Origin of the sequence: Rhizobium sullae (assembly GCF_900169785.1) — a bacterium.
GTDB classification, from domain to species: domain Bacteria; phylum Pseudomonadota; class Alphaproteobacteria; order Rhizobiales; family Rhizobiaceae; genus Rhizobium; species Rhizobium sullae.
This window is the reverse complement of sequence record NZ_FWER01000064.1, coordinates 1-23,674: the sequence shown is the minus strand read 5'-3', so window position 1 is coordinate 23,674 and position 23,674 is coordinate 1. Positions and strand designations below refer to the sequence as shown.

Below are 23,674 nucleotides of genomic sequence, written 5' to 3'. Positions count from 1 at the left end.
CCGCAGCCAGACGGACGAAGGAGGGAACGATGAGATTGGTCATGCTTGGACCGCCGGGGGCGGGCAAGGGAACGCAGGCAGCGCGCCTCGCCGAGCGGCTGGGCGTGCCACAACTGTCCACGGGAGATATGCTGCGCGCCGTCGTCACTAAGGGCTCGCCGGCCGGCCTTGCTGCGCGCGACCTCATAGCGCGGGGCGAATTGGTTGGCGACGACATCGTCGTCAATTGCGTCCTGGAACGCATCGCCGAGCCGGGCGCTGCGTCAGGCTTCATCCTCGACGGCTTTCCCCGCACACTGCGACAGGCGCGGGCCTTTGACGAAGCGCTCGAAAAGGCACACCTCGGTCTGGATGCGGTGCTCGAACTGAAGGTCGTGGAATCCGTGCTGCTCGACCGCATTATCTATCGGGCGCGCGAGGCCAAGGCCGCAGGCCTGCCGGTGCGCGCTGACGACAATCCGGAAGCGCTGAAAGTCAGGCTCGAGTCCTACCGGACGCAGACGCAGCCGCTCGCGGATCACTACTGCACCGCCGGGCTCCTACGCACCGTTAATGGGCTGAGGCCCGTCGATGAGGTTACGTCCAGCCTTTTTGCGGAATTGCGGCTCCAACCGAGAACGGCCGACCCGGGCTCTCTTGGGTGACTTTCGATGAGCGACGCAAATCGTCTTTAACCTACGGCTGGCGGTTTAGCCTCCCTGCATTTCTTGTCAGAAGCCCGAGCCAAGTAAAGTTGTCTGTCATTAATAACACCCACCAGGAAACCCAGCAGGCGACATTGAACTGGTAACTGGGTTATCTGTCCGATACCCGGAAACTGAAATGCACCGGGGCGGCACGACGGACAGCGTAGCGCCGGGCCAGGGCTCTGGCCCACCCGGGATGCCCGGCCGACGGCATGAGAGGCGTTGTCGCGCCCGCGGCGCCATCTAACCGCACGCCGAACCAGCAAGAAGTTGCTTGGATGGGCCAGGATGAGGCGATCCGGCCGGGAGATGATCTGCGCGCTCATAGCTCCCAACGTTCTCTTTCTCCACGGGGAGTGTCGAATTGGTTTCTCTTTCCCTGTGGCCACAACGCCTCAGTAGTAAGATTGACAGAGCGGGACCCGTCAAGAGCCGCCAGCTTTCCTCAGTCCGCAATGTACAGCTAGTAAACTAAATTCGAGGTGTGCACCGATGCGGGCGTCTTCGATTTCATCCTTAGCAATGGAGGGAGTAAGCGATGCAGATAGCCTAACTACCATGGCGAGTACCGCCCCTCATCAGACGTAGAACACGGACGAGACGCCTCCGACTGCATCGGTGGGCGCACTCATGCGACACCTGAACGGGAAGCGGAGCCGATGCTCAGAAGACTCGTTGCAGCATGCCGGATTGTTTCTCTTTGCGTCGCCGTGGCGTTTGCCGCCAAAAGCGGCGTCGGCAACCTCGATCGCGGGGACACCAGACTTCTCATTTCGGAATGCAAGTTGCACGCATTACTACGCTCCCAATGCGCCTACGTCTTGGCTACAGCATTTCATGAGACTGGAGGCCTTATGATGCCGGTGCGAGAGACTTTCGCGACATCTGACAATCAGGCGATTGCCTGTCTTGACAGTGCATGGGCAAAGGGCAAACTGCCTTGGGTCACCTCCCCATATTGGCGTCAAGGCTGGTTTGGAAGAGGATACTCCCAACTCACGCACGAGAACAACTATCGCACGGTCAGCATCAAGCTCGGCATCGATCTCGTGTCCTTTCCAGCAAAAGCACTGATACCAGAAATTGCGGCGAAGGTGCTTGTCATGGGCTTGAAGGAAGGTTGGTTTACCGGCAAGAAACTCTCTGATTACATTAACCTTGGCACAACCAACTTCATCGGCGCTCGCCATGTTATCAATGGAACGGATCATGCGGGTAAGATCGCGAAATATGCCGTCGCGTACGACGCGACACTTGAGCAAGGCGGCTATAGTGTGATGTAAACTACAGCAAAGGTCGCCGCTCCATAGCAGGAACTAACTACGGAAAGGAAATCGCTGGTCCCAATCCAGCGTAGTCGGGGCCAGGGCAATGACCTCGTTGATATGATCAGCTTCAGGCGGCAATGATGAAGAACAAAGAATGACCAGTATTTAGACCCGTGCTCCCAAGCCCGCGCGAATGTCTCAACGCAGCCTTGATAGAGCAACCGTCGAAACCGCGGCTTACCGAAGTGGTTCACAATTTCGTATGCGGCGGTTGGGAGCATTAATCGACAGGACCAAAACCGCTCAGGTGTTCCATAAGTACCCTTATGCCGCAAATGTGTGTAAGGGCTATTTAGTAATGCGACAGTTGGGCCAGTTGGAGATGCGACAGTCTCGCCTCTCGACGCGCTGGTCAAAGCCAATGTTGGGAGCAAGGATGACGATCTTCAGCCTGGTCGAGACCATGAGCGGTCGGAGTCGTCATGTCCTTTATGATCACCATGTCGCAGAAAGAATTGCATCGCCTCGAAGTTATCCAGAAGATTCGTGACGAGCGCCTGAGCGTTGTCCAGGCTGCCGAACTGCTCGACCTCAGTCGAAGTCAGGTCCATCGGCTGCTGCAGGCTTATGACCGGAATGGTCCAGCCGGCCTTGTTTCCAAGAAGCGATCACAACCGAGCAACCGGCGCCACAGCGAGGAGCTTCGCAATGCGGCGCTGGATCTGATCCGGGAGCGCTATCTGGATTTCGGTCCGACGCTGGCGCGCGAGAAGCTGATCGAACTGCATCATATTTCGGTCGCCAAGGAGACGCTGCGGCAATGGATGACCGAGGCCGGCATCTGGATCTCGCGTCGCGAGCGCAAGAAGCGGGTTTTCCAGCCACGCGGCCGGCGCGACTGCTTTGTCGAACTGGTGCAGATCGATGGTTCGCATCACTGGTGGTTCGAGAACCGCGGCCCCAAATGCGCCCTGCTCGTCTATATCGATGACGCCACCGGCAAGCTGTTACATCTTCGCTTTGCCGGATCGGAGAACACGTTCGACTATCTGCATGCGACGAAAGCCTATCTGCAGCAATGGGGCAAGCCCCTGGCTTTCTATAGCGACAAGCATGGTGTTTTTCGTTCGACCCATGCGTCCGAGAAGGACCGGACGAGCGGCCTGACGCAGTTCGGCCGGGCGCTTTATGAGTTGAACATCGACATCATCTGCGCCAACACTCCGCAGGCCAAGGGCCGTGTGGAACGTGCCAATCAGACATTGCAGGATCGGTTGGTGAAGGAGATGCGGCTTCGTGGCATCGATACGATCGAAGCTGCCAATGCTTATGCATCAGAATTCATTGCGGATTTCAATTACCGTTTTGGCAAACCGCCACGCAATCCGAAGGACATGCACCGGCCGCTTGCCGACCATGAGAACCTCGATGGCGCCATGTGCCGGAAGGAAGTCCGCACACTGTCGCAGTCCCTGACGCTGCGTTACGACAAGGTCTTGTTCATTCTCGATCCGACGGAGCGGGCCAAGGGGCTGGCGGGAAGGAAGGTCGTTGTCTGCGACTACCCGGACGGCCGCCTCGAGATCATGCACGAGAGCTTCACCCTCCCCTACAGAACCTTCGACAAGTTGCGATCGGTGCATCGAGCCGAAGTCGTTGAGAACAAGCGTTTGGACGACATGCTTTCCGTCGTCGCCGAGCTGCAGGCCGGGCGGGAACAGCAGCGTAGCAAGAGCGGCCCTCGCCGCACTGGCCAGACGGATCATATGTTCGGTATTCCCGATGGCAGCCAGGGCAATGGTTATCAGAAGCGTGGCCGCAAGCCCGGACGGCGGACGGACTTCATGAATGATCCGGAGGTCATCGCAAAAAGGCAGAAGGCGCTGGCACGAATGGAGGCAGCAGAATAAATGGGGCACTCATAATCTCAAAGCTAAAGCCGAAGTGCTGCTCCTCACCCGCCCCCTCCCTTCCCTTGCAACCCGGCCCAGCCGGTCGGATCGGCGGCTAATCCGAAGCGCAAGTGTCGCGTTTCTAACTGGCTGACGCCGTCGCGCATCTAATCAGCTTTGACAATGTGTTGTAGCCGGTGGGTTCAAAGTTGAAGTGTCCTGTTTATGCAAAGTTGGAATGTCACACTCCCCGCGTTTTGATGGTGTGGGAGATTGCGAATGGGACTGATAGCGATGAGCGAGCGCGACCTGCAGCGGATCGAGCGCCGGCCCGACGATGGTGTCGGCGGCGCATGCGCAGCAGAGATGCACAGGCGCTGCCAATGACGGTCAAATAGAAGTGATCTGGCCACGATCCATGCGATAAACCATATCGAGGCCCTTACCGGCGTGCCGAAGATCGGCGCCAGAAAGAAGGATGGAAAGACCAAGCGGCCGCAGGGATGCGACGACCTCGGAAATGCGCTTGGAAAGCGCGGGGGCGACGCCTTCGAATGGCTCGTCTAGCATTAACAGCTGGGTGCCAGTCATGCGTGCGCGACCGATGGCCACGAGTTTCTGCTGGCCGCCTGAAAGCTGGAGGGCACGGCGATGGCGGAAGTCTGCTGCCTCCGGAATGAGCGCATAGACATCGTCGAGCCGCTTCTGCGCATCTGTGACGCCAGCTGCCCATGCCGGAATAAGCAGGTTTTCCTCAACAGTCAGTTCGGGAATAAGGCGCCGGTCTTCCGGCGCGAAGCCCATCTGGTGGCGCACGCGCAGATGCGGCGCCTCACGAGAAATGTCCTTCTTCTCATAATGGATCGAACCTGCCCGGAGTGGCAAGAGCCCCATTATCGCACGCATCAGCGTGGTCTTACCGGCACCATTGCGGCCGACGATTCCGACCATCGAGTGGGCTTCGACCTTCATGGAAACGTCACGCAGAATAGGAACCCCGCCGATGGAGACGTTGATTGACTTCACCTCAAGCATGGTTGTCCTCCTTGGGAACGCGATGTTCTTCACCAATGATGAGTTCACGCACTTGTCGGTCGCTGAGGACCGTTTCCGGAGGTCCATCAATCAGTACCCGGCCTTCGAAGAAAGCGAGCACGCGGTCGGAGTAGCGGCGAACGATCTCCATGTCGTGCTCGACGAAGAGCACGCTGACGCCTGCGACACGGGTCGCGTCAATAATGCGGTCCATGACCGAGAACTTTTCTTCGCTGGCGACGCCGCTCGTCGGCTCGTCCAGGAAAAGAACCTTCGGCTTGCCAACCATGGCAATTGCAATGTCGAGAAGCTTGCGGATGCCTTCGGGCATCGTGCCGGCAATCGAGTTGCGGAACGCTCCAAGTCCGAACACCTCGAGCGTCTCGTCAGCATGGATCGCGAGCTCATCGTCGGAAAGAATCGAAAAGCCCTTGGCGCCAACGCTACCCGTTGCGCTGTAAGCAAACATCAGGTTCTCAATCGCTGTCAGCGAGTTGAACAATTGCGGAATCTGAAAGGACCGGGCAACGCCGCGCCGAGTGATCTGACGAGGTGAAAGCCCGACGATTTCCTGTCCCTCGAGCAGGATCGAACCGGAGTCCGGGCCCAGATAGCCCGTAATCATATTGATAAACGTCGTCTTGCCGGCGCCGTTTGTGCCGATTAGCCCCGAAATCGTTCCAGACATGATGTCGACATTCACGTCGTTTGCGGCAGTTACCGCGCCGAACCGCTTGACGAGGCTCTTTGCTTCAATAATCAGTTTCATGCTTTTTCTCCTGCCTCGACGGTTGCCTTTCGCTTACCAAAACGGACGCCGCCAAGTCCTGTCGGCAGAAACAGGATCATCGAGAGGATTATGACTCCAAGTACCAGTTGCCAAGTGTTGGGCGCATGCTGGTAGGCGAACGTCCTGACAAATTCGAGTGCGAGCGCGGCGATGAAGGGCGTGAAGATGTTCCCGGTACCGGCAAGGACCGCGATCACCACGAATTCGCCCGAGGTTGCCCAGAACGCCATTTCCGGATCCACATGCGCGACGAGAATGCCGCTCATGGAGCCACCTACGGCGGCTAGAATTGCCGCAAGGATGTAGGAGAGATAGATCGTCTTGCTTGCAGACGCGCCGAGATACTCGACGCGAATCTCGTTATCCTTGATGCCAGGCAGCAGGCGACCGAGCGCCGTCTTGCCGAAGTACCAGACGGTTATCACCGCTGTGAAACAGATCAGGACGAGGATAACCAGGCCGTTGAAACGCGCAGTACCGCTCAGCGGCAGGCCGAACAAGGTCACGCCTCGGATGTTGAAGCCGTCCGTGCCGCCAAGTTCCACCGACTTCACCAGAAGACCGTAGAGAAGCATCGACAGGGCGAGCGTCAGCATCGCGAAGAAGATGTCGCGGTAACGCGACAGAAGGAGACCGGCGACTGCAGCAGTCGCCGCGGCGATGACGACCGGGGCGATGAGCAAGAGAACCGCTTCGTTGATTTTCCAGAGATTGACCATCAGGCCGACGCAATAGCCGCCGATCGCGTAGTAAAGTCCTTGGCCGAACGAGACCAGCCCGGCGCGCATCATCAGCACAAGGCCGAGTACCGCGAGCCCCTTGGCAAGGCCGATCGAGATGACGAAGTTCCAGGTGGGTAGCGCCCAGGCTGCGACGATAAGGATAAGTGCCGCGCCGACGGCGACCGGCACAAAGGTTTGGGCTTTGTTCATCATATCTTGCGCAACTCCACACCGGAAAACAGCCCCTGCGGACGCATGGCGAGAACGATAGCCATCACTGCATAGATGCTGAACACTTCGACTTCGGGCCAGTAGTGGACCGCAAGTGAGCGGACGAAGCCGACGATCAGGGCACCGACAATGGTGCCAGGAATCGATCCAAGCCCCCCGATCACCACCGCTGCGAACATCATGACGACCACTTCGACGCCCAGGCCCGGCGCCACGGAGATGGTCGGCGCTGTGAAGGCGCCGCCGAGTGCGGCGAGGATCGAGCCGGCCACAAAGGCCGACACTTTCCAACGGCTGACATTGATGCCCATCGCCTGCGATACTTCCGGATCATGAATGACGGCGCGCAGCATCTTCCCCTTGGCAGTGAATTGCAGAAACCACGTGAGGAAACCACCACTGACGATCGCCACGACGACGATAATGAGGTTGTAGGTCGGATACACAAGGGGGCCGAGATAGACGTTGCCGAAAGCCCACACCGGGTCGGAGGCTATCCATGGATCGACACCCCAGATGAGCTTCACCACGTCTTCCAGAATGAGGAAGAGCGCGTAGGTTACCAGCAGCAGCACGATGGGATCGCGCCCCGTGAAGAAGCGCAGGACGCCCCGTTCGATGACGAGGCCGACAATCGTACCGGCGATCAGCGCCGCGACAATCATGACCGGAATGCTTCCAGCGGGCGGCAGGCCCTGGGCGAACCACCAACCCAGCAAAGTTACCGACATGTAGGCGCCGATGGCATAGAACGTGCCATGGGCCATGTTTAGGATCTTCATCACGCCGTAGATCAGCGTCAGGCCGACTGCGATGATGAAGAGCCATGCGGAATACAGAATGCCGTCAATAATAGCGCCTACAAACGCGTTCATGTCACACACCATTTCGAAACAAGGGGCGGGATTCATCTTTCGGTGCCAGCGTGGCGGGCGACGGGTGAAAACCGCTTAAAAGGGATTGCGACGCCAAACGCGCCGGGAAACCCCCGCGTGCGATGCCGCGGTGAATAGATCACTTGAGCTTATTCTTGATCCACTCATGGCTGGTCATGCCTTCCGGTGGGTTCACCCTTTCTGGGGCGTAACGGATCACATCGACGAAGGTCAGCTTGCCATCGACGGTTTTGGTGCGGCCATAGACCATTTCCTGCACAGCCTGGTTGCCCTTGCCCAACGACATCTTCACTTCGCCCGAGGGACCCTGGAAGGTGGCGCCCTTGAGAGCCGCGGCGATCTCCTCGGTAGTCGGCGTCTTCGCGGTGTCGCCCCCCTGTGCCTTCTCATAAGCGAACTTCGCCGCAAAAAGCGTCTGCACCATGTGGTAGGACGGATAGCTGGGGGGCGTGGCGGACTTGGCGTTGTAAGCGGCCTTGAACCAGTCGTTATAAGCGTTCTCCGGTGCAAAGATACCGTTTGGACCGCGGGCGCCGATGATGGTGCCATCTGGGATTTGTTTGGCCTGGCGATGGATCGCCGTTTCGCCTGCCGTCAGAACGACAGTGGCGTTTTTGAATAGGTCGCGCGGCGCTCCCTGAAGCACGAGACCCTCAAGGTCGCCACCCCAGAAGCTCGAATGAATGATATCGGGTTTGCTGCCGAGAATTGCGGAAATTTCGGTATTGTACTGACCGGCACCGAGCTTCGGCATCTGCGAGGTCGTCAGCGTCACTTCGGGGCGAAGGCTCTTCAGTGTGCCCTCGAAGTCGTTCCAGGCGTCCCGACCCCAGGCGTAGTTCTGGTTGATGCCGGCGTAGGTGTTGAATTTCTTGACTGTCTCGTTGACGTAGAGTGCGGCACCGGCGTTGTCCATCGTCGCGGTTGCAACGGGGCGGAATACATATTCGTAGTCAGCTTCCTCGAAGATGCGCGGCGTGCCGCAATCGAAGAGAAGTGTCATGGTCTTCAGTTCTTCGGCAACAGGCGCGACCGCAAGACAATCGCCCGAGGACGTGTAGCCTACGATCATGTCTACGCCCTGCTGTTCGACTAGGTTGCGTAGTTCGGAAACCTGCTTGGTGGTGCCACCGGCCTCGTCGATGACGACGAGTTCGATCGGACGGCCGCCGAAGCCGACCTTGTCATACGGCGCCGGGAGCTTGCCACCGGCATTGACCTGCTCGGCGAAGACTTCGGCGGCAATCTTTGCGGGTATGCCGAAGGGACCTGCCGGTGCGCCGGACAGGAACGTCACGACACCAATCGTGAAGGGCTTTGACTCCTGAGCCAAAAGGCCAGCGGGGGCGGTGGCGGACAGAAAGATCGCTGCAATGGTCAGAGACCGCGACTTTTTCATAGATTTCCTCCTCTACGGCAATTGCCGGATCTGATGCAAAGACACATGCCCTTGCGGTGTAGGCCGAAGCGTCCTCTCACGCTGCGGTGGCGCAACATAGTTCAGTATATTGAACTTAGTTCAATACTGTGTATAGTAAAAATTGCAACCAGGGTCAAGATGGTGGAACAACTGTCCAGCCAACAAGCGAGTACAAGCCGCGGCGCAAACTGTTCCGAAAGGGAAAAAGAACCGTAAGGCGCACGAAGAATCACTGAATATGAGGACGGCTTCTCGTGAATTCCCCAAGAGCTCGGTTCTGGCAAAGCTTTCATCAACAAGTCGACGTGGAGAAGACTTTCGTTAGCCTGCTTATGCAGCTATTCTCGCCTGGAGAGGGAAAGCGCGACATCGACCACAGTCGATAGTTCACATGTCATACTGCATCGAGTTGACGGTGAGCCCAGCTGCACGATTTTTGCGGCCATTCAGTTCGAGGCTGTGACGGATCGCTTTGCAGTCAAAAGAACAGACGCGCTACTGCTCACACGGAGCCCAACCCAGTCGGCCTCCTTGGTTGGAATGAATTTCCGCGCTTTCCAAATGCTACGCTATCCTTCGTCACGGAAGCGTGATGAGCTGTTATGTCCCAATTGTTCAGAAAGAGTGGCGGCTGATCTGCACATCGTCTCTCCGAGCAACTCGATAAGCGCCGGAGTTGTTTCGCTTTCCAGAAGGCTGATGGCAATGCCGGCAACCGCGCATCTCGTATGATCTCGCACAGCGCTGCCGATGCAAATCATCCCTTCGCGAACCTGACCGTTATCGATCGAAAAACCGCGCGTACGGATGTCAGCCAGCTCCTGCCTTAGCAAGGCAAGATTTTTGACGCTTCTGGAGGTGATGGGCGGAGGAAACTTTGCGCTGAACAGCGCCTCGAGTTTATCTTCCGGCATTTCGGAAAGCAGCATTTTGCCGGTCGCAGTAAAGGTGGCAGGGAGACGCATTCCAATCCGGAAAGTATGCCCCAGGGGCTGGTCGGAATTTCGGCAATCAATATAGACGACCTCGTCACGGTCAAGAGTTGTCAATGTGACCGTGTAGGGAGACAGTGTGGTATCGGAAGCGAAATAATTTCGGAAAATCGAGACGATGTCCATCTCGGACAAAAAGCCGTGCGCCCAGCGCATAGGATGGGGGCCGAGGCGGTAAGTGCCGTCCTGTTTGCGAACGAGCAAGCCAAGCTCTACCATGACGCCAAGTAGCCCGTGCGCCGTACTCTTCGGCAACGACATCGCCCGTGTGATGTCGGCGGCCGACATTGCGTCGCCAGATTTGGTGACAAGATCGAGGATCGAAACCGCGCGCCTGAGCGCCGGAACAGAATCGACCGATTTGCCGATCGCAGTGTCTTCCACTGCGGCGCGTCTTGTACTTGACACGGTACCTCCTATCAGGCTAGTTCAATATAACGATAATGGTTCATCAAATTGAACTCTATGCTCGGACGAGGTCATGGTCAATCTAAAAAAAACGGAATTCCTGCGTGATCGATGCCTAATAAATGGCAAGTGGGTTGCCGGCTCTCAGACCAATATCACCGTAAAGAACCCCGCAACGGGGGAGATTGTCGGCACCGTTCCTTCACTGGACGCGGCAGATGTTGAGCAGGCGGTCGTAGCGGCCGAAATGGCGTTCCGTACGTGGAGTGCGCTTGCAGCGAAGGAAAGAGCTGCCGTCCTGCTCCGCTGGTTCTATCTGATAATAGAAAACGCGGACGATCTGGCCGCGCTGATAACGGCTGAACAGGGCAAACCCTTGTCCGAAGCCAAGGGGGAAATACTTTACGCCGCCTCCTTTATCGAATGGTTTGCCGAGGAGGCAAAGAGGGTCTATGGGGACATCATACCCGCACCAACCGCCGACAAGCGCATCCTGGTTTTCAAGCAGCCGATCGGTGTCTGCGCAGCAATCACGCCGTGGAACTTCCCGGCAGCAATGATCACACGCAAGGCGGCGCCTGCGCTGGCTGCCGGTTGCACCATGGTGGTTAAGCCGGCTGAGCAGACACCCCTCACGGCGCTGGCTCTCGGCGTACTAGCCGAACAGGCGGGTATTCCCGCCGGCGTTTTCCAGATTGTGACAGGAAAATCACGCGAGATCGGCAAGGTGCTGACGGAAAACGACATAGTCAAAAAGCTGTCTTTCACCGGATCGACCGAGGTGGGGCGAATTCTCATGGCGCAGTCTGCGCCGACGATAAAGAAACTGTCCATGGAGCTCGGCGGCAACGCACCCTTCATCGTTTTCGACGACGCCGACCTCGATGCCGCCGTCGACGGTGCTGTCGCTTCGAAATACCGTAATGCTGGTCAGACCTGTGTCTGCACAAACCGTATCTACGTGCAGTCGGGTGTTTACGATGTCTTCGCTGAAAAGCTTGCAGCGAAGGTTTCTGCACTGAAAGTCGGTGAAGGCACGCTGGTGGATGTAACAATTGGACCGCTGATTGATGCTGAGGCCATCGCCAAGATCGAGGACCATATTAGCGATGCGATCGGGAAGGGCGCGAAAGTGGTCGTAGGTGGCAAGCGACACAGCCTCGGCGGGACATTCTTCGAACCGACTGTCCTGACAGGAGCGACACAGGCGATGAAGATCGCCCGCGAGGAAACCTTCGGGCCACTCGCGCCTCTCTTCCGCTTTGAGACAGAGGAAGAGGCGGTCGCTATGGCCAACGATACGGAATTCGGATTGGCTGCCTATTTCTATACTGAAAACATCCGCCGAACATGGCGAGTGGCCGAAGCGCTGGAATACGGCATGGTGGGTCACAACACCGGTCAGATCTCGAACGAGGCAGCGCCATTTGGCGGCGTCAAGCAGTCCGGCCTCGGACGAGAAGGCTCCCGCTACGGAATCGATGACTATCTGGAAATCAAATATCTGTGCTCGGCCATCGCTTAAGCGGCTGACGATAAGGGAGGAGTTAATGACGATCAATCCATTCGAGTTTCGAACTGTCCCATCCATGGAGATGGCGTGGGGCGGAGCTAAGCGATTAGGTGGACTCATCGCTGAGCGTTTTGCTGCGCGCAAGGTGCTTTTGGTCACCGATGCGGGCCTTGTGAAGGCTGGGTTGATTGCGCCCATTGCCGCCAGTCTGGAGGCGGCTGGTTTCAGTGTGGCTATTTTTGACAGGGTTGTGCCCGATCCACCGGAAAGCGTTTTGTATGGTTGTGTCAAGGAGGCGCGGCAAGTCGCAGCCGATATTGTGATTGGTCTCGGTGGTGGCTCGTCCTTGGACATAGCAAAGCTCGCGGCGGTGCTGCTGTCGTCGGCACAACCGCTCGCCGAAATGTATGGCATCGGCAAAGTTCAGGGGGCGCGTGTTCCACTGGTTCTCGTTCCGACAACTGCGGGCACAGGTTCGGAAGTCACCAACATTTCCATCATCACCACCGGCGAGACGACCAAGATGGGAGTCGTGTCGCCGCAACTCTATGCGGATTTCGTGCTCCTGGATGCGGAACTGACCGTTGGTTTGCCGCAGGTTCACACCGCAGCAAGCGGCATCGATGCGATGGTGCATGCTATCGAAGCCTATACAAGTAAGCATAAGAAAAACCCGCTTTCGGACGCGCTTGGGCGTGAGGCGTTGCGGCTTCTCGGCAGCAATCTAATCGCTGCCTGCAAGGAGCCGACAAATCGGGATGCTCGCGAAGGCATGCTTCTCGGTGCAATGCTTGCGGGCCAGGCTTTCTCCAATTCCCCGGTGGCTGCGGTCCACGCGTTGGCCTATCCGCTCGGTGGACATTATCACATTACGCATGGTCTTTCGAACGCTCTGATGCTCGGTCCAGTCCTTCGCTACAATGCACAGGAGGCTGCCCCGCTTTACGCCGAGCTTGCCGATGTGCTTGGCGTCACGGGAAGCGGCGACGCCACTGCCCGTTCGGAATACTTTGTTGCCCATATGCAGGTGCTGATGGATGAAAGCGGCGCGCCGCGACGGCTTCGCGATGTCGGTGTAACCGACAACAGTCTCGCCATGCTCGCCGCAGACGCAATGAAACAAACCCGCCTTCTCGTCAACAATCCAGTCGAAGTCCGGGAAGAAGACGCGCTTGCCCTTTATCGGGAAGCCTTCTGAAGCTTTCGCAGAAATTCACCGTTCAAATCACCGCGGGAGGATCCAACGTGACGGATATCAGACTTTACATGCTTCAGTCCGGCACCCTGAAATGCAAGGTGCACAACATCAAAATGAATCAAGGAAATGGCGCTGACTACGAAATCCCGGTTCCCTTTTACCTCATCACCCATCCCGACGGTCACACGATCATCGACGGTGGCAACGCCATTGAAGTGGCAACGGACCCCCGCGGCCATTGGGGCGGTATTTGCGACGTGTACTGGCCCGTTCTTGACAAGGACAAAGGCTGCGTCGATCAGGTCAAAGCTCTCGGCTTCGATCCGGCCGAGGTTAGATATGTCGTGCAGTCCCACCTGCATCTCGACCATACCGGCGCGATCGGCCGCTTTCCGAATGCCACGCATATCGTGCAGAGGGCCGAATATGAATATGCCTTCACGCCCGACTGGTTTGCCGATGGCGGCTATATCCGCAAGGATTTCGATCGCCCGGGTCTGAAATGGCAGTTTTTGAACGGCACTCAAGACGATTTTTATGATGTTTATGGCGACGGAACGCTGACGACGATCTTCAGTCCTGGCCATGCGATGGGCCATCAATCCTTTCTCGTCCGCCTTCCCAGCAGCGAACCGCTGCTTCTGACGATCGATGCCGCCTACACACTCGACCATTGGGAAGAAAAGGCGCTGCCGGGCTTCCTCGCATCGACGGTGGATACTGTTCGCTCTGTACAGAAGCTGCGCACAATCGCGGAAAGGACGGGGGCAAACGTCGTCACCGGTCACGACCCGGATGCGTGGTCGAGCTTCAAGAAGGCACCAGAGTATTACTCTTGAGAAGTCGCCGCGGTCTGGCCGCGACATGATCCCACAGGGGCGAATAAGCCCTTAGAAGCTGAGAAGTTTTGACCTGGATCAATGTGAAATCCAGTGACTAGGATACGGCTTTGGAAGGCTGAGGCCACCGCTTTGTTTCGTTGGTAATCCGACCAAGGAGAAGTAAATGCGTCTGAAAATACTCATCACTATTGCCATGATGGCCGGCCCTGCATTGGCGTACGAGCCATTAGTTGAAAAGCGGGAATTTACCCTGAAAAACTTCGTAACACGTGGAGGCAGGACGGTTCCCGAAATGCGGCTGGGGTATGAAACTTATGGCACGCTGAACGACGCCAAGGATAATGCCATCCTGATTCCGCATTATTTCAGCGGAAACAGTCACGCGGCGGGAAAATACAAGGAGGCGGATGTAAGCGCCGGCTATTGGGATGCGATCATAGGGTCCGGCAAGCCCGTTGATACGGATAAATACTTTGTTGTGTCGGTCGACACACCCGTCAATCTCGGTGCCAACGATCCGAATGTCATCACCACCGGCCCGGCGACGACCAATCCCAAAACAGGAAAGCCTTGGGGTATGGATTTCCCGATCATGACAATCGGCGATTTCGTTGATACGCAGAAAGGGCTGATGGAGCAACTGGGGATTGGGAAATGGCATGCTGTCATGGGCGCCTCTATGGGAGGGCTGCAAAGCTATGAATGGGCAGCACGCTATCCCGACAAGTTGGAGCGGGTGATTCCGGTCATTTCCTCTGGTTGGGCAGACGCGAACCTTATCGCGTGGCTGGACGTATGGGCGTCACCGATCAAACTGGATCCAAACTGGAACGGTGGAGATTATTACACAGGCCAGCCGCCGAATGCAGGGCTGGCTCAAGCGATGAAGACTTTAACACTGCAGGCAAATTCGGCAGAATGGACCGACGGTACATTTGGGCGTGACTGGGCCAGCGAAGGTGCGGATCCCGGGCAGAGTTGGGCGAATGATTATAAGGTTGTCACGAAGCTGAACGAGGCGGGCGCAGCACGAGTAGCCCAGTCAGATGCGAACCATTTCCTTTATCTCGCGCGCGCCAATCAGCTGTTCGTCGCTGGACAGCCCAAAGACAGCCTCTACAAAGGGCTTCTGAATATCGACGTGCCCGTGATGCTGATCTATACCGACGAAGACCTGATTTTTCCCGGAAATGCAGTGCGGGAGACAGGAACGATTATTAAATCCGACGGTACGCCGGTCGAATTTGTCGAACTGGAAGGTACGCGAGGACATTTGGATGGCTTGTTGAGCATTGCTCAGGCGGGAGAGCGAATTCGAGCATTCCTTGAGGCCAAATAGGAGCGGGCGGGCCCTCCCTTTGCTTAAGGCGAGGCCGCAGAGGCTGCCGTGCTCGAGGCGGTGTTCGGCCACACCCACCGTCCTCGGAGTCCCTAAACAGAATATAGCGGCCTCCGGCAAGTCCAAGATAGCCGAGGCGGTCCGGTATGCTTTTACTCGCCGCGACGCGTCATCGAGAACGATGAGCGGCGCGTTTCCGCCAAGCCCGGCGCTGAGTTTCACGATCTCGTTGGCCCTAGAGGTTGGGGAGATTCCAAGGCCTGACCGCGGCGACGATGCCGATCGGCTGCTTGATTGCGATGTTCCGCTTGTCCGGCTGGCGTCGCCGTTAACGCGCTGGCTTCCGCGCCAACCATTCGACATAGGACGCGCCACAGAGGACCCCGCCTTTCGCCTCGGCCAACGGCTTTCCCATCTCCATGGTCAAGACCGGGGCGTGGTCGTCGTCATTGGCGACCTTCAGGTTGTAGAGCTTGCGAAAAACGGGGGTACATTGCTTGCCGGTCTTCTTCGCTTACTCCTTCAGCGCTTGGTAAGCGGCGTCCATGACGCGGCCCCTCCTCGGCACGTCTCATGCCTGGCAGGGCGACGATCACCTCACCGTTCGAGGGATTGGTGACGTTGAAGGTCTTGCCGCGGAGTCCGTGAGCTTCAAAAGCGGCGTATAGAAAATCGTCATGGATCAAGCCTCCGCAGCGCACTCGCGAAATGTCTCTTAAAGAATGCCCAGCGTTTCCCGCAAGCTCGTTATCTTCGGTCGGCGCAAGGGAGCGGATGACGTTGCCCTAGACGCGGCCGGTGAGCAGCATCAGCCCTTGGACGGTGCCTTTCTCGCGGACCTGACTGATAAATTCGCCAGCGTCGCTGTTGCGAGTAATCGAACACATGGCTAATGAAATCCCGCACTGATTTTGACCTGCCACGGGATTCCAAACGTGCCCGTTTCTTTCCTATGCGAACGCATTTTCAATGCAGCGTTCAAGACGCTTCCTTGAATCGAGCGTGCCTATAACCGGCAAATTGCGCCTGAACGAAAGTGCCGAGATGAACCACGAGAAAAAATATATCAACATCGCGGAAGCTGCACGTCGAGCCGGCGTTTCTCCATCGACACTTCGGCTTTGGGAGAAGGAGAACCTCATCGTACCGTCTCGTTCGGAAAAAGGCCACCGGCGGTACGACGCTGACCAGGTTACGCAGTTAAATGAAATCGCATCGCATAGAAAAAGCAGACGACTGACCATCCCGGGGATCCGCGAATATCTCGGGAAGTCTTCGCCAGAAGCGGCCACGCCTCGGGACGCGATTGATGCCATTCCGGAAATGAAGGAACTGGAGCAGCTCGAACACGAAAACACCCGGTTGAAACAGAGGGTCGTAGCGCTGGAACGCAAGATTTCGGCGGTTCGCGAAATCCTCGAAGTAGAGGAGTCTTCGCCAGAAGCGACCACGCCTCGCGATGGGAGTGATGCCGTTCCGGAGTGAAGAAGCTGAAGCAGCTCGAAGACGAAAATGCACATTTGAACGGAGGGTCGCAGATCTGACGCTGGACTGCGAGATGTTGCGGTTGTTATTAGTTGAAAGCTCTAAGGCTTGCTCGCTAGCGGGAGGTGGTGAAGGGCATGTGTCGGAAAGACGGTCTAGCAGGCTGCTGAAAAACGCTCTGGCTTTTGGGTTGAACCGGTGATTCCCTGGGGTCGCAACAACGACGAGTTGCTCAACGAAAGCCTGTTTTTCGGCCTCGATCATGCCCGAAGCGCGCCATTGCTGAATGGACGGACGATTACAACCGTTTCCGGCCGCACTCATCGCTCGGATACCAAAACCCCGCGCACTTGCCGGGACCATCGCCGCAACGACTTCGGGCCGATTAAGCACACAACGGTTTCGATCTCTGAGGATGAGGAAAGCGGTGAGATCCGCGAAACCCATCGCCGGTCCAATCTCAAGCCGTTCTTGGACGACCCGGATTGCTGGCTGGTGGCTTCGATCGAGGACTACGACCTCGAAACGGATAAGGCAAAGCCCGGTCCGATCTTCACCGAGCGGGTCATCTCTCCTCCGGCACCACCCGTCATCACCAGTGCTGGCGATGCGCTGGCTGTCGTCCTCAGCAAACGCCGCCGCGTCGATCCCGAGCATACTGCCGAGTTGCTGCATCGCGACCCCGACGCTGTGATCGACGAACTCGGTGACGCCATCTTCCGCGATCTCGCTGATGGCTCCTGGCAGACATCTGACGCCTATTGCTCAGGCCCGGTCCGCACGAAGCTCATGGGTCGCCGAAGCGGCGGCGGCGCTCGATCCAGTATGCGAGCGCGGTGCATTGCACAATAAATGTCTTCCATCTGATCAAAATTCATCATAGCGCACACAGCTGATGCACATCGCGGTCTCCTCCCAGTGCCGCCGCAACAGCTGTTCCCCTCTGGAGGTTTTTAACCTTCACACTTCATGGGCCTTGGTTTTCCGACGGCCCATTTTTTTGTTCCCTCGCAACCAGGTTGCGAACTCTGTAGCAGAGCGCTTATCAGAAGAAGTTGGGAAAGGGGAAAGGGAAGGAAAACCGGTCGCAGATCGGTCCTCCCGCCGCCGCTATCGCTCAACCGCCGCCTCCGCATCCCGGCCACTCGTCCTTAGCAGGGCTGTAAGCCCCGCTTGTCCTTCGCTGCAGGGCTGCTCGACCGCAGTTGCGCCGGACGGGCCGCTTTGCGACGCGCTGCTGCTTGCGGCCATCCAGGCCGTCGGCATCATCCAGCCGCCCGTCATTTTCGCCGAAGCCGGTGGGCTATGTCATCGAAGCCGGTCACCGGCGCACCCGCATGGCGATCGCCGCCGGCATCGAGGAAATCGATGTTATCGTCGTCGAGGCTGCCAACGACAATGGCGCGATGCGTTCGATGATCGAAAACATCGCGCGCGAGCCGCTTAACCCGGTCGATCAATGGCGCGGCATCGAGCGCCTCGTCGCCCTCGGCTGGACAGAGGGGGCGATTGCGATCGCTTTGGCATTGCCGGTGCGGCAAATCCGCAAGCTTCGCCTGCTCGTCAATGTGCTGCCGGCGATGCTCGACCACATGGCCAAGGGCGACATGCCGAACGAACAGCAGCTTCGCACGATTTCCGCGGCGTCGCTCGACGAGCAGAAGGAAGTCTGGAAGGCCCACAAGCCGAAGAAGGGTGACACAGCATCCTGGTGGGCGATCGCCAACGGTCTCACCAAGACACGCATGTTCGCGCGTGATGCGAGTTTCGGCGACGATCTCCGCCGGGCCTACGGCATCGAGTGGGCGAAAGACCTCTTCGGACCGGCTGACGAGGATACCCGCTACACCACCAACGTCGAAGCATTCCTCGGTGCGCAGCCTTCCCAAGAAGGGCGCCATCGTCGAAGTCAGCAATTTCGGACAGCCGCAATTGCCGCCGAAGGCGGAGCGCGTCTACGGCAAGCCCGGCAAGGGCGATTGCACCGCCATGTATCTCGACAGTGACGGCAAGGTGCAGACTGCTCACTTCCGGATGCCGGAGGCCAGACAAGTCAAGGGCAGGGCCGATCCAACCGCGCTCGGCGGCGAGGACAGAAACGAGGGTATCGATGTTGCAGCCAAGACCCGGCCGGACGTGACTCAAAACGGCCTCAAAATGATCGGCGATCAGACGCTCTGCACGAGGCATTGGCACGAGCGCCGATCGAGGACATACCCTCATGGCGCTGCTCGTCCTCGCATTCGCCGGGCAGAACGTCTCGGCCGTTTCCGGCTCCGAAACCTCCAACCATCTCTACGGCTCCAGGCGTTTCGCCCGGCACGCCGTCCGGCTGATCGGTGAAAGCGGCAAGCTGGAGTTCGCCACGGATACGCTTCGTGTCGTGGCCAGGTTGACCCTGATCGACGCCCTGTCGGCGCGCACCAATCGTTCGGACAGCGGCGTCGTTGCCCGCATTGCCTGCGATGCCATCGGCGCCGACACCTATCTTCCGAACATGGGCGCGGAGGAGTTCCTCGCGTGCCTCTCCCGCCCGGCGCTGTAAGCGTCCTGCGGCGGCACGAGTGTCGCCACCCGCCCGCCGTCAGGGACGCCCGGGCTGCCCTTGTCGAGCACTTCAAGGAAGAACGCTTCGTGCATCCGGCAGCCCTCTTCGCACCTGATGACGCCAAGCTGGGCCGAGTGCCTGGTCCAGAATATGGAGCATGGCGGCGAGGACGACGAAGCCCCCACCGACATGGGGGATCGTTCCTCCCGGCTGAAGACCAGTCTACACCGGACCGCGGAGCGGATCGTCGAGCTAGCTGCGCCCTCGCTGAGAGAATGAGCCGATGTAAGGCCTGCGCGATTGAGCCGGCATTGTTGAACCTTGACATGCCATAGAGATACCATTACAAATGCAGCGTGACGGTTTTATTCCGTTAAATGATGAATATCTCGTCAGGACGGATTATATGTATTTTCCGCCGAGACGTGGACATTGGCACTCTCCCAAGAGGAAACTACCGCGATGGCCGCACGTAAACACAGAAACCACTTCAGAAGACGCGATCACCAGCGTCTGTTGTCCAACCGTTGGAACGAGCGGCGCCTTTCGGTATCGGAGCAACTCGAGCTGCTATTTGGCAGGAAGGGCTCATTCCTCGAGCACTAAGCGGCCCATAAAATACTGTGGAGCATAATACATGGCCTCTAATTCAACTAGGTGCTCTCAAGCCTCGTCGATGAAAGTGCAGGACTCGCTGCGCGGCAATCCGCTTTCCAACTTCCAGCTCGATCAGAACCTTGGAGTGATGAGATGAATAAGGTAATCCGCGACCTCGTAGCCAAATTCGGCAAGCTACTTGTGTCAGTCGACCAGGTTGCCGACGACGCCGATCTTTATGCGGCAGGTTTGACGTCCTTTGCATCTGTGCAGTTGATGCTTGGCCTCGAAGAGGCCTTCGACATCGAATTTCCCGACAATCTCCTGAACCGCAAATCCTTCGCGAGCATCTCGGCGATCGCCAGGACCGTCGATCTCATCCGGGACGGCCGGAAGGTCGCCTGATGAATTTCCCCGTCACGATCATGCAGGACGGTCTTGTCACAAGGGTGGCCCGTGTCGCCGAAATTGCGGCGAAACACGCGGATACCGTTGATGCCGAGGCCCGCTTCCCTCGGGAAGCCGTCGATGCGATGAAGGCCGAAAGGCTGCTCGGCATCCAGGTACCCCGACATTTCGGCGGCGAATCCGCCTCGATCACCGAGATCGCCGAATTGTGCTCGATGCTCGGCCAGGCCTGCGCCGCAAGCGCCATGGTCTTCGCCATGCACCACATCAAGCTGTCTAGCCTCGTTGAACACGGCGCCGACAGCGAATGGCATCGCGGTTTCATGCGTCGCATCGGCCGCAGTGGCATCGCCCTTGCCCTCTTCCATCATCAGGGGGCTCGATGTGAAGCAATGGCCGGCCAGCGTCCGGAAAGCGCTGTGGGGCTGAGCAAATCGATGACATGCGCCGGAGGCGATGCTGGGTTTTACCCTGACGCAGGATTTCGAGGGCGACCAGTTCACCTTCTTCAAGGTGCCGCTCGAGGATCTCGAAGCGCTCTACGGCATTCGTGCGACCGAGCTTGCCATCTACGACCGCGTCGAACGCCATGTCGAGGTTCAGATCGCGCGGGCCTGTCTCTGCCTGATCGAAATGGATTCCTTCTACATGCCGGATACGCGCGGTACCGCCTACCGGCAGGAGCACGGCAAGACGACAGTTGCGATCAACCGACTGGACGTTGCGGCCAAGCGCGTCGATTATTTCCACAAGGCCGGTTATTTCCGGCTCGAAGGCGAGGATTTCGACGGGCTGTTCCAGCTGCAGCTGACGGAAAACGATCCGCCGTTCCTGCCCTACACCGAATTTGCACGATTCCCGGAAAGACCGGCTGATGAAACGCATCTGCGTTCGACCGCGCGGCGGCTTTCAGATAGAGTTCGCTCAGCAAACATTTGCAATGGTTTCAACTGCCTTACGATCTGGCCAAATTGCCCATCTCACCCCTCATGGAACCGGCGTTTCGGGCTGGCACCGAACTGGTGCATCTCGAAGACCTCGTCCTCCACGACGCCATCCGCATCCCAACCCACGAACTCACCATCGCACGCGACGTTCTGACAACCCGTCAGCGCGTCGCGTCGGAGGGATCACCTTCCACTGACGCGGGATGACCTCCAGGGTCTCGGTGATGTCTTCGCCCAGCTTCGACAGCTTGCCCGAACCGCAACAAGGGCAGCTCGCCGGGGCCGCGATAACGACACGCTCGCGCGGCAGATGTTCAGGGAATGGTTTGCGTGATGGACGCTTGCGCTCGAAAGCCCTGACCGTCGAGGCTTTGGCCGCAACCTCTGCCGCCAGTTCGTCTTCGCCGGCGTCAGCCTCCAGCTCCTCGAGCTGCAGTTCCATCTGTTCGAGGAGTCGCGCCTTGCGTTCTGACCGGCTGCCGTAAAGCTCGCGGCGAACCTTCTCGATCTCCAGCTTCAACCGCGCGATCAGCGCTTCGGAATGCGACACGAGCGCCTTTGCGCTGGCAGCTTGCGCCTTGGCGGTCGCTGCTTCTGCCTCGGCAGTGATACGCCGCGCACGCTCCTCGGCGAGCAGTGCAAACGCACTGGCAAGGTCGTCCGGAAGCTCATCAGTCGCGTCGCTCATGGCAGGATGGAATCATATTCGAGTCCACCATTCCAGTGCTTTTGCTCATCCTGCCGATGTCGGCCGCCAGGTCTTTTGCGGCATCCGCCAGTCTATGCCTTCGAGCAGATAACCGAGCTGCGCCGGCGTGATCGACTCGTAAATGACGAGGTGGCAACGATAGCCGAAGGTCGCATCGTTGTTTCTCGAAGCGCGCGCTTCGTGGTCCGCGCTGTCGCTGCCGCGTCTGATGCCCACGGTGGCGAGCTAGCCCGAACCAACGGGAAGGCGACCTAGATCTCAAAAATGGGGTCTGGTCATAGAAGTTCTTGTACAGACTCAACTATCTTGCGATCGGTGACGGCTTCGTCCGTAGATTGAGAGTCGCCTTCAAAAACGCTCCACCTCGTCGTGGGGCAAATGCACGTCAGGTAAACCAAGCAGGAGCCGCGCCGAGGATACCATGGAGGCACAACGACGGTTCGACCACCTCACAAAATACTTTGCCGGCGTCGTACTTCGCGCATGTCCTCTCGCCGGCCGACACCACCTGACATGCAGAGGTTGCGCAAGCGAACAAAGCATTTGGGCGCTCGGCTGCGGCGTGCGGTTCCTCCGAAAAGTGTTGATCCGCATCGTCATGCTTGTCGTTTCAGCTAGACTGGCGTCCAAGCCGCTTCACGAATGAAGCAATCCGCACACAGAGAAAATGCTGGCCTAGTTTGACTTGGATCAAGACGCCAGCATGGGCTTCATGACAGTCCTGGCGCAAGTACCAGAAAGCCGGCCGGAAAGCGGCCGTCTGTGCACTGAGGACGATATCATGAATTACACAACGGAAACGATGGTGATCGCGGTCGCGGCGTTTCTGGCGCTGCTAGGGGTCGCAATCGCACATGACCACCTCTTTGCAATCCATATGGGCATACTCTGCTTCTGCCTTGCCGTGGGGGCTGCTCTGCTGGTCAGGAACGTTGATTTTTCGCCGGCAGGCCAACGGCGGAAAGTCGACATATCAGGCTATTTCGACGAGGTGATATGGTATGGCCTGATCGCCACGGTATTCTGGGGCGTGGTCGGCTTCCTGGTTGGCGTGGTCATCGCGCTGCAACTGGCCTTTCCCGACCTCAACATCGCCCCTTATCTCAATTTCGGGAGGCTGCGGCCCGTTCACACATCGGCGGTCATCTTCGCCTTTGGCGGCAATGCGCTGATCATGACGTCTTTCTACGTGGTGCAACGCACCTGTTGCGCACGTCTTTTCGGCGGTAGCCTGGCCTGGTTCGTATTCTGGGGTTACCAGCTTTTCATCGTCATGGCTGCGACCGGATACGTTCTCGGAATCACCCAGGCCCGTGAATATGCCGAACCCGAGTGGTACGTCGACCTCTGGCTGACCATCGTCTGGGTCGCCTATCTCGCGGTGTATCTTGGAACGATCCTCAAGCGCAAAGAGCCGCACATCTACGTGGCAAACTGGTTCTATCTCAGTTTCATCGTCACTATCGCGATGCTGCACGTGGTCAACAACCTGGCGGTTCCCACCTCGTTCCTTGGTTCCAAGAGCTATTCTGTCTTCTCGGGCGTCCAGGACGCGCTGACCCAATGGTGGGGCGATGTCACGTTGTTTGATCAAGGTCGGAACAAGGCGCTTGTGTGAGACGTCAGGCGGTTGCGCCGGTCACGGCTTTCCACTGCGCCCTTGCGCGGATCCGATGGATGTGGATGGCGAGGGCTGAGTTTTTCTGGTGCGGGGGGACGAAGAGATTTCGGAGTGCCGAAAAGATCGA

Annotated in this window: 16 protein-coding genes and 10 pseudogenes; 17 read left to right on the top strand and 9 right to left on the bottom strand. The window is 58.0% G+C overall.

Going from position 1 to position 23,674, the window contains the following annotated elements; genetic code table 11:
* Nucleotides 1–29 precede the first annotated feature (29 nt).
* The 3 genes from BN1800_RS34185 (at nucleotide 30) to BN1800_RS34170 (ending at nucleotide 3,864) form a co-directional block, all read left to right on the top strand.
* Nucleotides 30–644 carry an adenylate kinase gene (locus BN1800_RS34185; RefSeq protein ID WP_087004491.1) on the top strand — a complete coding sequence of 205 codons (615 nt, stop codon included), beginning with the start codon at nucleotides 30–32 and terminating at the stop codon, nucleotides 642–644.
* Nucleotides 645–1,345: 701 nt separating this feature from the next.
* Nucleotides 1,346–1,969 carry a hypothetical protein gene (locus BN1800_RS34180; RefSeq protein ID WP_179213969.1) on the top strand — a complete coding sequence of 208 codons (624 nt, stop codon included), beginning with the start codon at nucleotides 1,346–1,348 and terminating at the stop codon, nucleotides 1,967–1,969.
* 467 nt (nucleotides 1,970–2,436) lie between these two features.
* Nucleotides 2,437–3,864, top strand: a complete 1,428-nt coding sequence (locus BN1800_RS34170) for an ISNCY family transposase (RefSeq protein WP_087004479.1) — start codon at nucleotides 2,437–2,439, stop codon at nucleotides 3,862–3,864.
* Between the two features lie 372 nt (nucleotides 3,865–4,236).
* Here BN1800_RS34170 and BN1800_RS34160 read toward each other — a convergent pair whose 3' ends face one another.
* From BN1800_RS34160 to BN1800_RS34135, 6 genes are all read right to left on the bottom strand, one after another.
* The gene (locus tag BN1800_RS34160) at nucleotides 4,237–4,881 is read right to left on the bottom strand and encodes an ATP-binding cassette domain-containing protein (RefSeq protein ID WP_027513107.1); all 645 of its coding nucleotides are present in this window, start codon (nucleotides 4,879–4,881) and stop codon (nucleotides 4,237–4,239) included.
* Nucleotides 4,874–5,650 (bottom strand): ABC transporter ATP-binding protein, encoded by a 777-nt coding sequence (locus BN1800_RS34155; RefSeq protein WP_027513108.1) that lies wholly within the window; start codon nucleotides 5,648–5,650, stop codon nucleotides 4,874–4,876. Before BN1800_RS34155 ends, BN1800_RS34160 begins: the two co-directional genes overlap by 8 nt.
* Entirely contained in the window at nucleotides 5,647–6,606 is a 960-nt protein-coding gene (locus BN1800_RS34150) for a branched-chain amino acid ABC transporter permease (protein WP_027513109.1), read from the bottom strand. Before BN1800_RS34150 ends, BN1800_RS34155 begins: the two co-directional genes overlap by 4 nt.
* A complete protein-coding gene (locus BN1800_RS34145; protein WP_027513110.1) occupies nucleotides 6,603–7,499 on the bottom strand; it encodes a branched-chain amino acid ABC transporter permease in 897 nt (298 codons plus the stop codon). The genes BN1800_RS34150 and BN1800_RS34145 overlap by 4 nt, the downstream gene beginning before the upstream one ends.
* Before the next feature lie 139 nt (nucleotides 7,500–7,638).
* On the bottom strand, nucleotides 7,639–8,919 hold the full coding sequence (locus tag BN1800_RS34140; protein ID WP_027513111.1) for an ABC transporter substrate-binding protein: 1,281 nt from the start codon (nucleotides 8,917–8,919) through the stop codon (nucleotides 7,639–7,641).
* A gap of 590 nt (nucleotides 8,920–9,509) precedes the next feature.
* Nucleotides 9,510–10,316, bottom strand: a complete 807-nt coding sequence (locus BN1800_RS34135; protein ID WP_027513112.1) for an IclR family transcriptional regulator — start codon at nucleotides 10,314–10,316, stop codon at nucleotides 9,510–9,512.
* A 97-nt stretch (nucleotides 10,317–10,413) separates the two neighbouring features.
* Here BN1800_RS34135 and BN1800_RS34130 point away from each other — a divergent pair, with 97 nt between their 5' ends.
* The 13 genes and pseudogenes from BN1800_RS34130 to BN1800_RS44175 all read left to right on the top strand — a co-directional run.
* On the top strand, nucleotides 10,414–11,865 hold the full coding sequence (locus BN1800_RS34130) for an NAD-dependent succinate-semialdehyde dehydrogenase (protein ID WP_027513113.1): 1,452 nt from the start codon (nucleotides 10,414–10,416) through the stop codon (nucleotides 11,863–11,865).
* Between the two features lie 25 nt (nucleotides 11,866–11,890).
* Nucleotides 11,891–13,051 (top strand): iron-containing alcohol dehydrogenase, encoded by a 1,161-nt coding sequence (locus BN1800_RS34125; protein ID WP_027513114.1) that lies wholly within the window; start codon nucleotides 11,891–11,893, stop codon nucleotides 13,049–13,051.
* Nucleotides 13,052–13,098: 47 nt separating this feature from the next.
* The gene (attM, locus tag BN1800_RS34120) at nucleotides 13,099–13,890 is read left to right on the top strand and encodes an AttM family quorum-quenching N-acyl homoserine lactonase (RefSeq protein ID WP_027513115.1); all 792 of its coding nucleotides are present in this window, start codon (nucleotides 13,099–13,101) and stop codon (nucleotides 13,888–13,890) included.
* Between the two features lie 166 nt (nucleotides 13,891–14,056).
* Nucleotides 14,057–15,232, top strand: a complete 1,176-nt coding sequence (locus BN1800_RS34115; RefSeq protein ID WP_027513116.1) for an E22 family MetX-like putative esterase — start codon at nucleotides 14,057–14,059, stop codon at nucleotides 15,230–15,232.
* Between the two features lie 1,044 nt (nucleotides 15,233–16,276).
* Nucleotides 16,277–16,717: a MerR family transcriptional regulator gene (locus BN1800_RS44185; RefSeq protein ID WP_087004485.1), complete on the top strand. Its 441-nt coding sequence runs from the start codon at nucleotides 16,277–16,279 to the stop codon at nucleotides 16,715–16,717.
* Nucleotides 16,718–16,927: 210 nt separating this feature from the next.
* Nucleotides 16,928–17,090: pseudogene (locus tag BN1800_RS34105) on the top strand (integrase core domain-containing protein); the annotation flags it as partial.
* Nucleotides 17,090–17,552: pseudogene (locus BN1800_RS34100) on the top strand (hypothetical protein); the annotation flags it as partial. The pseudogenes BN1800_RS34105 and BN1800_RS34100, both read left to right, overlap by 1 nt.
* A 348-nt stretch (nucleotides 17,553–17,900) precedes the next feature.
* Nucleotides 17,901–19,544 (top strand): annotated as a pseudogene (locus tag BN1800_RS34095) (ParB N-terminal domain-containing protein).
* Nucleotides 19,545–20,015: 471 nt separating this feature from the next.
* Nucleotides 20,016–20,267 carry an acyl carrier protein gene (locus tag BN1800_RS34090; RefSeq protein WP_051336863.1) on the top strand — a complete coding sequence of 84 codons (252 nt, stop codon included), beginning with the start codon at nucleotides 20,016–20,018 and terminating at the stop codon, nucleotides 20,265–20,267.
* Nucleotides 20,267–20,629 (top strand): annotated as a pseudogene (locus tag BN1800_RS34085) (acyl-CoA dehydrogenase family protein); the annotation flags it as partial. The gene BN1800_RS34090 and the pseudogene BN1800_RS34085, both read left to right, overlap by 1 nt.
* Nucleotides 20,606–20,699 (top strand): annotated as a pseudogene (locus BN1800_RS44180) (amino acid--[acyl-carrier-protein] ligase); the annotation flags it as partial. The pseudogenes BN1800_RS34085 and BN1800_RS44180, both read left to right, overlap by 24 nt.
* Nucleotides 20,663–21,182 (top strand): annotated as a pseudogene (locus BN1800_RS34080) (DUF1839 family protein); the annotation flags it as partial. The pseudogenes BN1800_RS44180 and BN1800_RS34080, both read left to right, overlap by 37 nt.
* Nucleotides 21,183–21,220: 38 nt before the next feature.
* A pseudogene (locus BN1800_RS44175) lies at nucleotides 21,221–21,397 on the top strand (RHE_PE00001 family protein); the annotation flags it as partial.
* Here the strand turns inward: BN1800_RS44175 and BN1800_RS34075 are convergent.
* Nucleotides 21,387–21,905, bottom strand: a pseudogene (locus BN1800_RS34075) (IS66 family transposase); the annotation flags it as partial. The pseudogenes BN1800_RS44175 and BN1800_RS34075 sit on opposite strands and share 11 nt — an antisense overlap.
* Nucleotides 21,906–21,950: 45 nt before the next feature.
* The gene (locus tag BN1800_RS42030) at nucleotides 21,951–22,142 is read right to left on the bottom strand and encodes a hypothetical protein (RefSeq protein ID WP_027513868.1); all 192 of its coding nucleotides are present in this window, start codon (nucleotides 22,140–22,142) and stop codon (nucleotides 21,951–21,953) included.
* Between the two features lie 565 nt (nucleotides 22,143–22,707).
* Between BN1800_RS42030 and BN1800_RS34065 the strand changes: the two are divergent.
* Nucleotides 22,708–23,496, top strand: a pseudogene (locus tag BN1800_RS34065) (cbb3-type cytochrome c oxidase subunit I); the annotation flags it as partial.
* A gap of 52 nt (nucleotides 23,497–23,548) precedes the next feature.
* On the opposite strand, the pseudogene BN1800_RS34060 reads toward BN1800_RS34065, so the two are convergent.
* A pseudogene (locus BN1800_RS34060) lies at nucleotides 23,549–23,674 on the bottom strand (IS6 family transposase); the annotation flags it as partial.

Excerpts from the sequence above, each read along its gene's own strand:
- BN1800_RS34185 (WP_087004491.1), top strand. The coding sequence starts at position 30 with ATGAGATTGGTCATGCTTGGACCGCCGGGGGCGGGCAAGGGAACGCAG.
- BN1800_RS44185 (WP_087004485.1), top strand. The coding sequence starts at position 16,277 with ATGAACCACGAGAAAAAATATATCAACATCGCGGAAGCTGCACGTCGA.
- BN1800_RS34115 (WP_027513116.1), top strand. The coding sequence starts at position 14,057 with ATGCGTCTGAAAATACTCATCACTATTGCCATGATGGCCGGCCCTGCA.
- BN1800_RS34130 (WP_027513113.1), top strand. The coding sequence starts at position 10,414 with ATGGTCAATCTAAAAAAAACGGAATTCCTGCGTGATCGATGCCTAATA.
- BN1800_RS34170 (WP_087004479.1), top strand. The coding sequence starts at position 2,437 with ATGTCCTTTATGATCACCATGTCGCAGAAAGAATTGCATCGCCTCGAA.
- BN1800_RS34125 (WP_027513114.1), top strand. The coding sequence starts at position 11,891 with ATGACGATCAATCCATTCGAGTTTCGAACTGTCCCATCCATGGAGATG.
- BN1800_RS34150 (WP_027513109.1), bottom strand. The coding sequence starts at position 6,606 with ATGATGAACAAAGCCCAAACCTTTGTGCCGGTCGCCGTCGGCGCGGCA.
- BN1800_RS34160 (WP_027513107.1), bottom strand. The coding sequence starts at position 4,881 with ATGCTTGAGGTGAAGTCAATCAACGTCTCCATCGGCGGGGTTCCTATT.
- BN1800_RS34090 (WP_051336863.1), top strand. The coding sequence starts at position 20,016 with ATGAATAAGGTAATCCGCGACCTCGTAGCCAAATTCGGCAAGCTACTT.
- BN1800_RS34155 (WP_027513108.1), bottom strand. The coding sequence starts at position 5,650 with ATGAAACTGATTATTGAAGCAAAGAGCCTCGTCAAGCGGTTCGGCGCG.
- BN1800_RS34180 (WP_179213969.1), top strand. The coding sequence starts at position 1,346 with ATGCTCAGAAGACTCGTTGCAGCATGCCGGATTGTTTCTCTTTGCGTC.
- BN1800_RS34145 (WP_027513110.1), bottom strand. The coding sequence starts at position 7,499 with ATGAACGCGTTTGTAGGCGCTATTATTGACGGCATTCTGTATTCCGCA.
- BN1800_RS34140 (WP_027513111.1), bottom strand. The coding sequence starts at position 8,919 with ATGAAAAAGTCGCGGTCTCTGACCATTGCAGCGATCTTTCTGTCCGCC.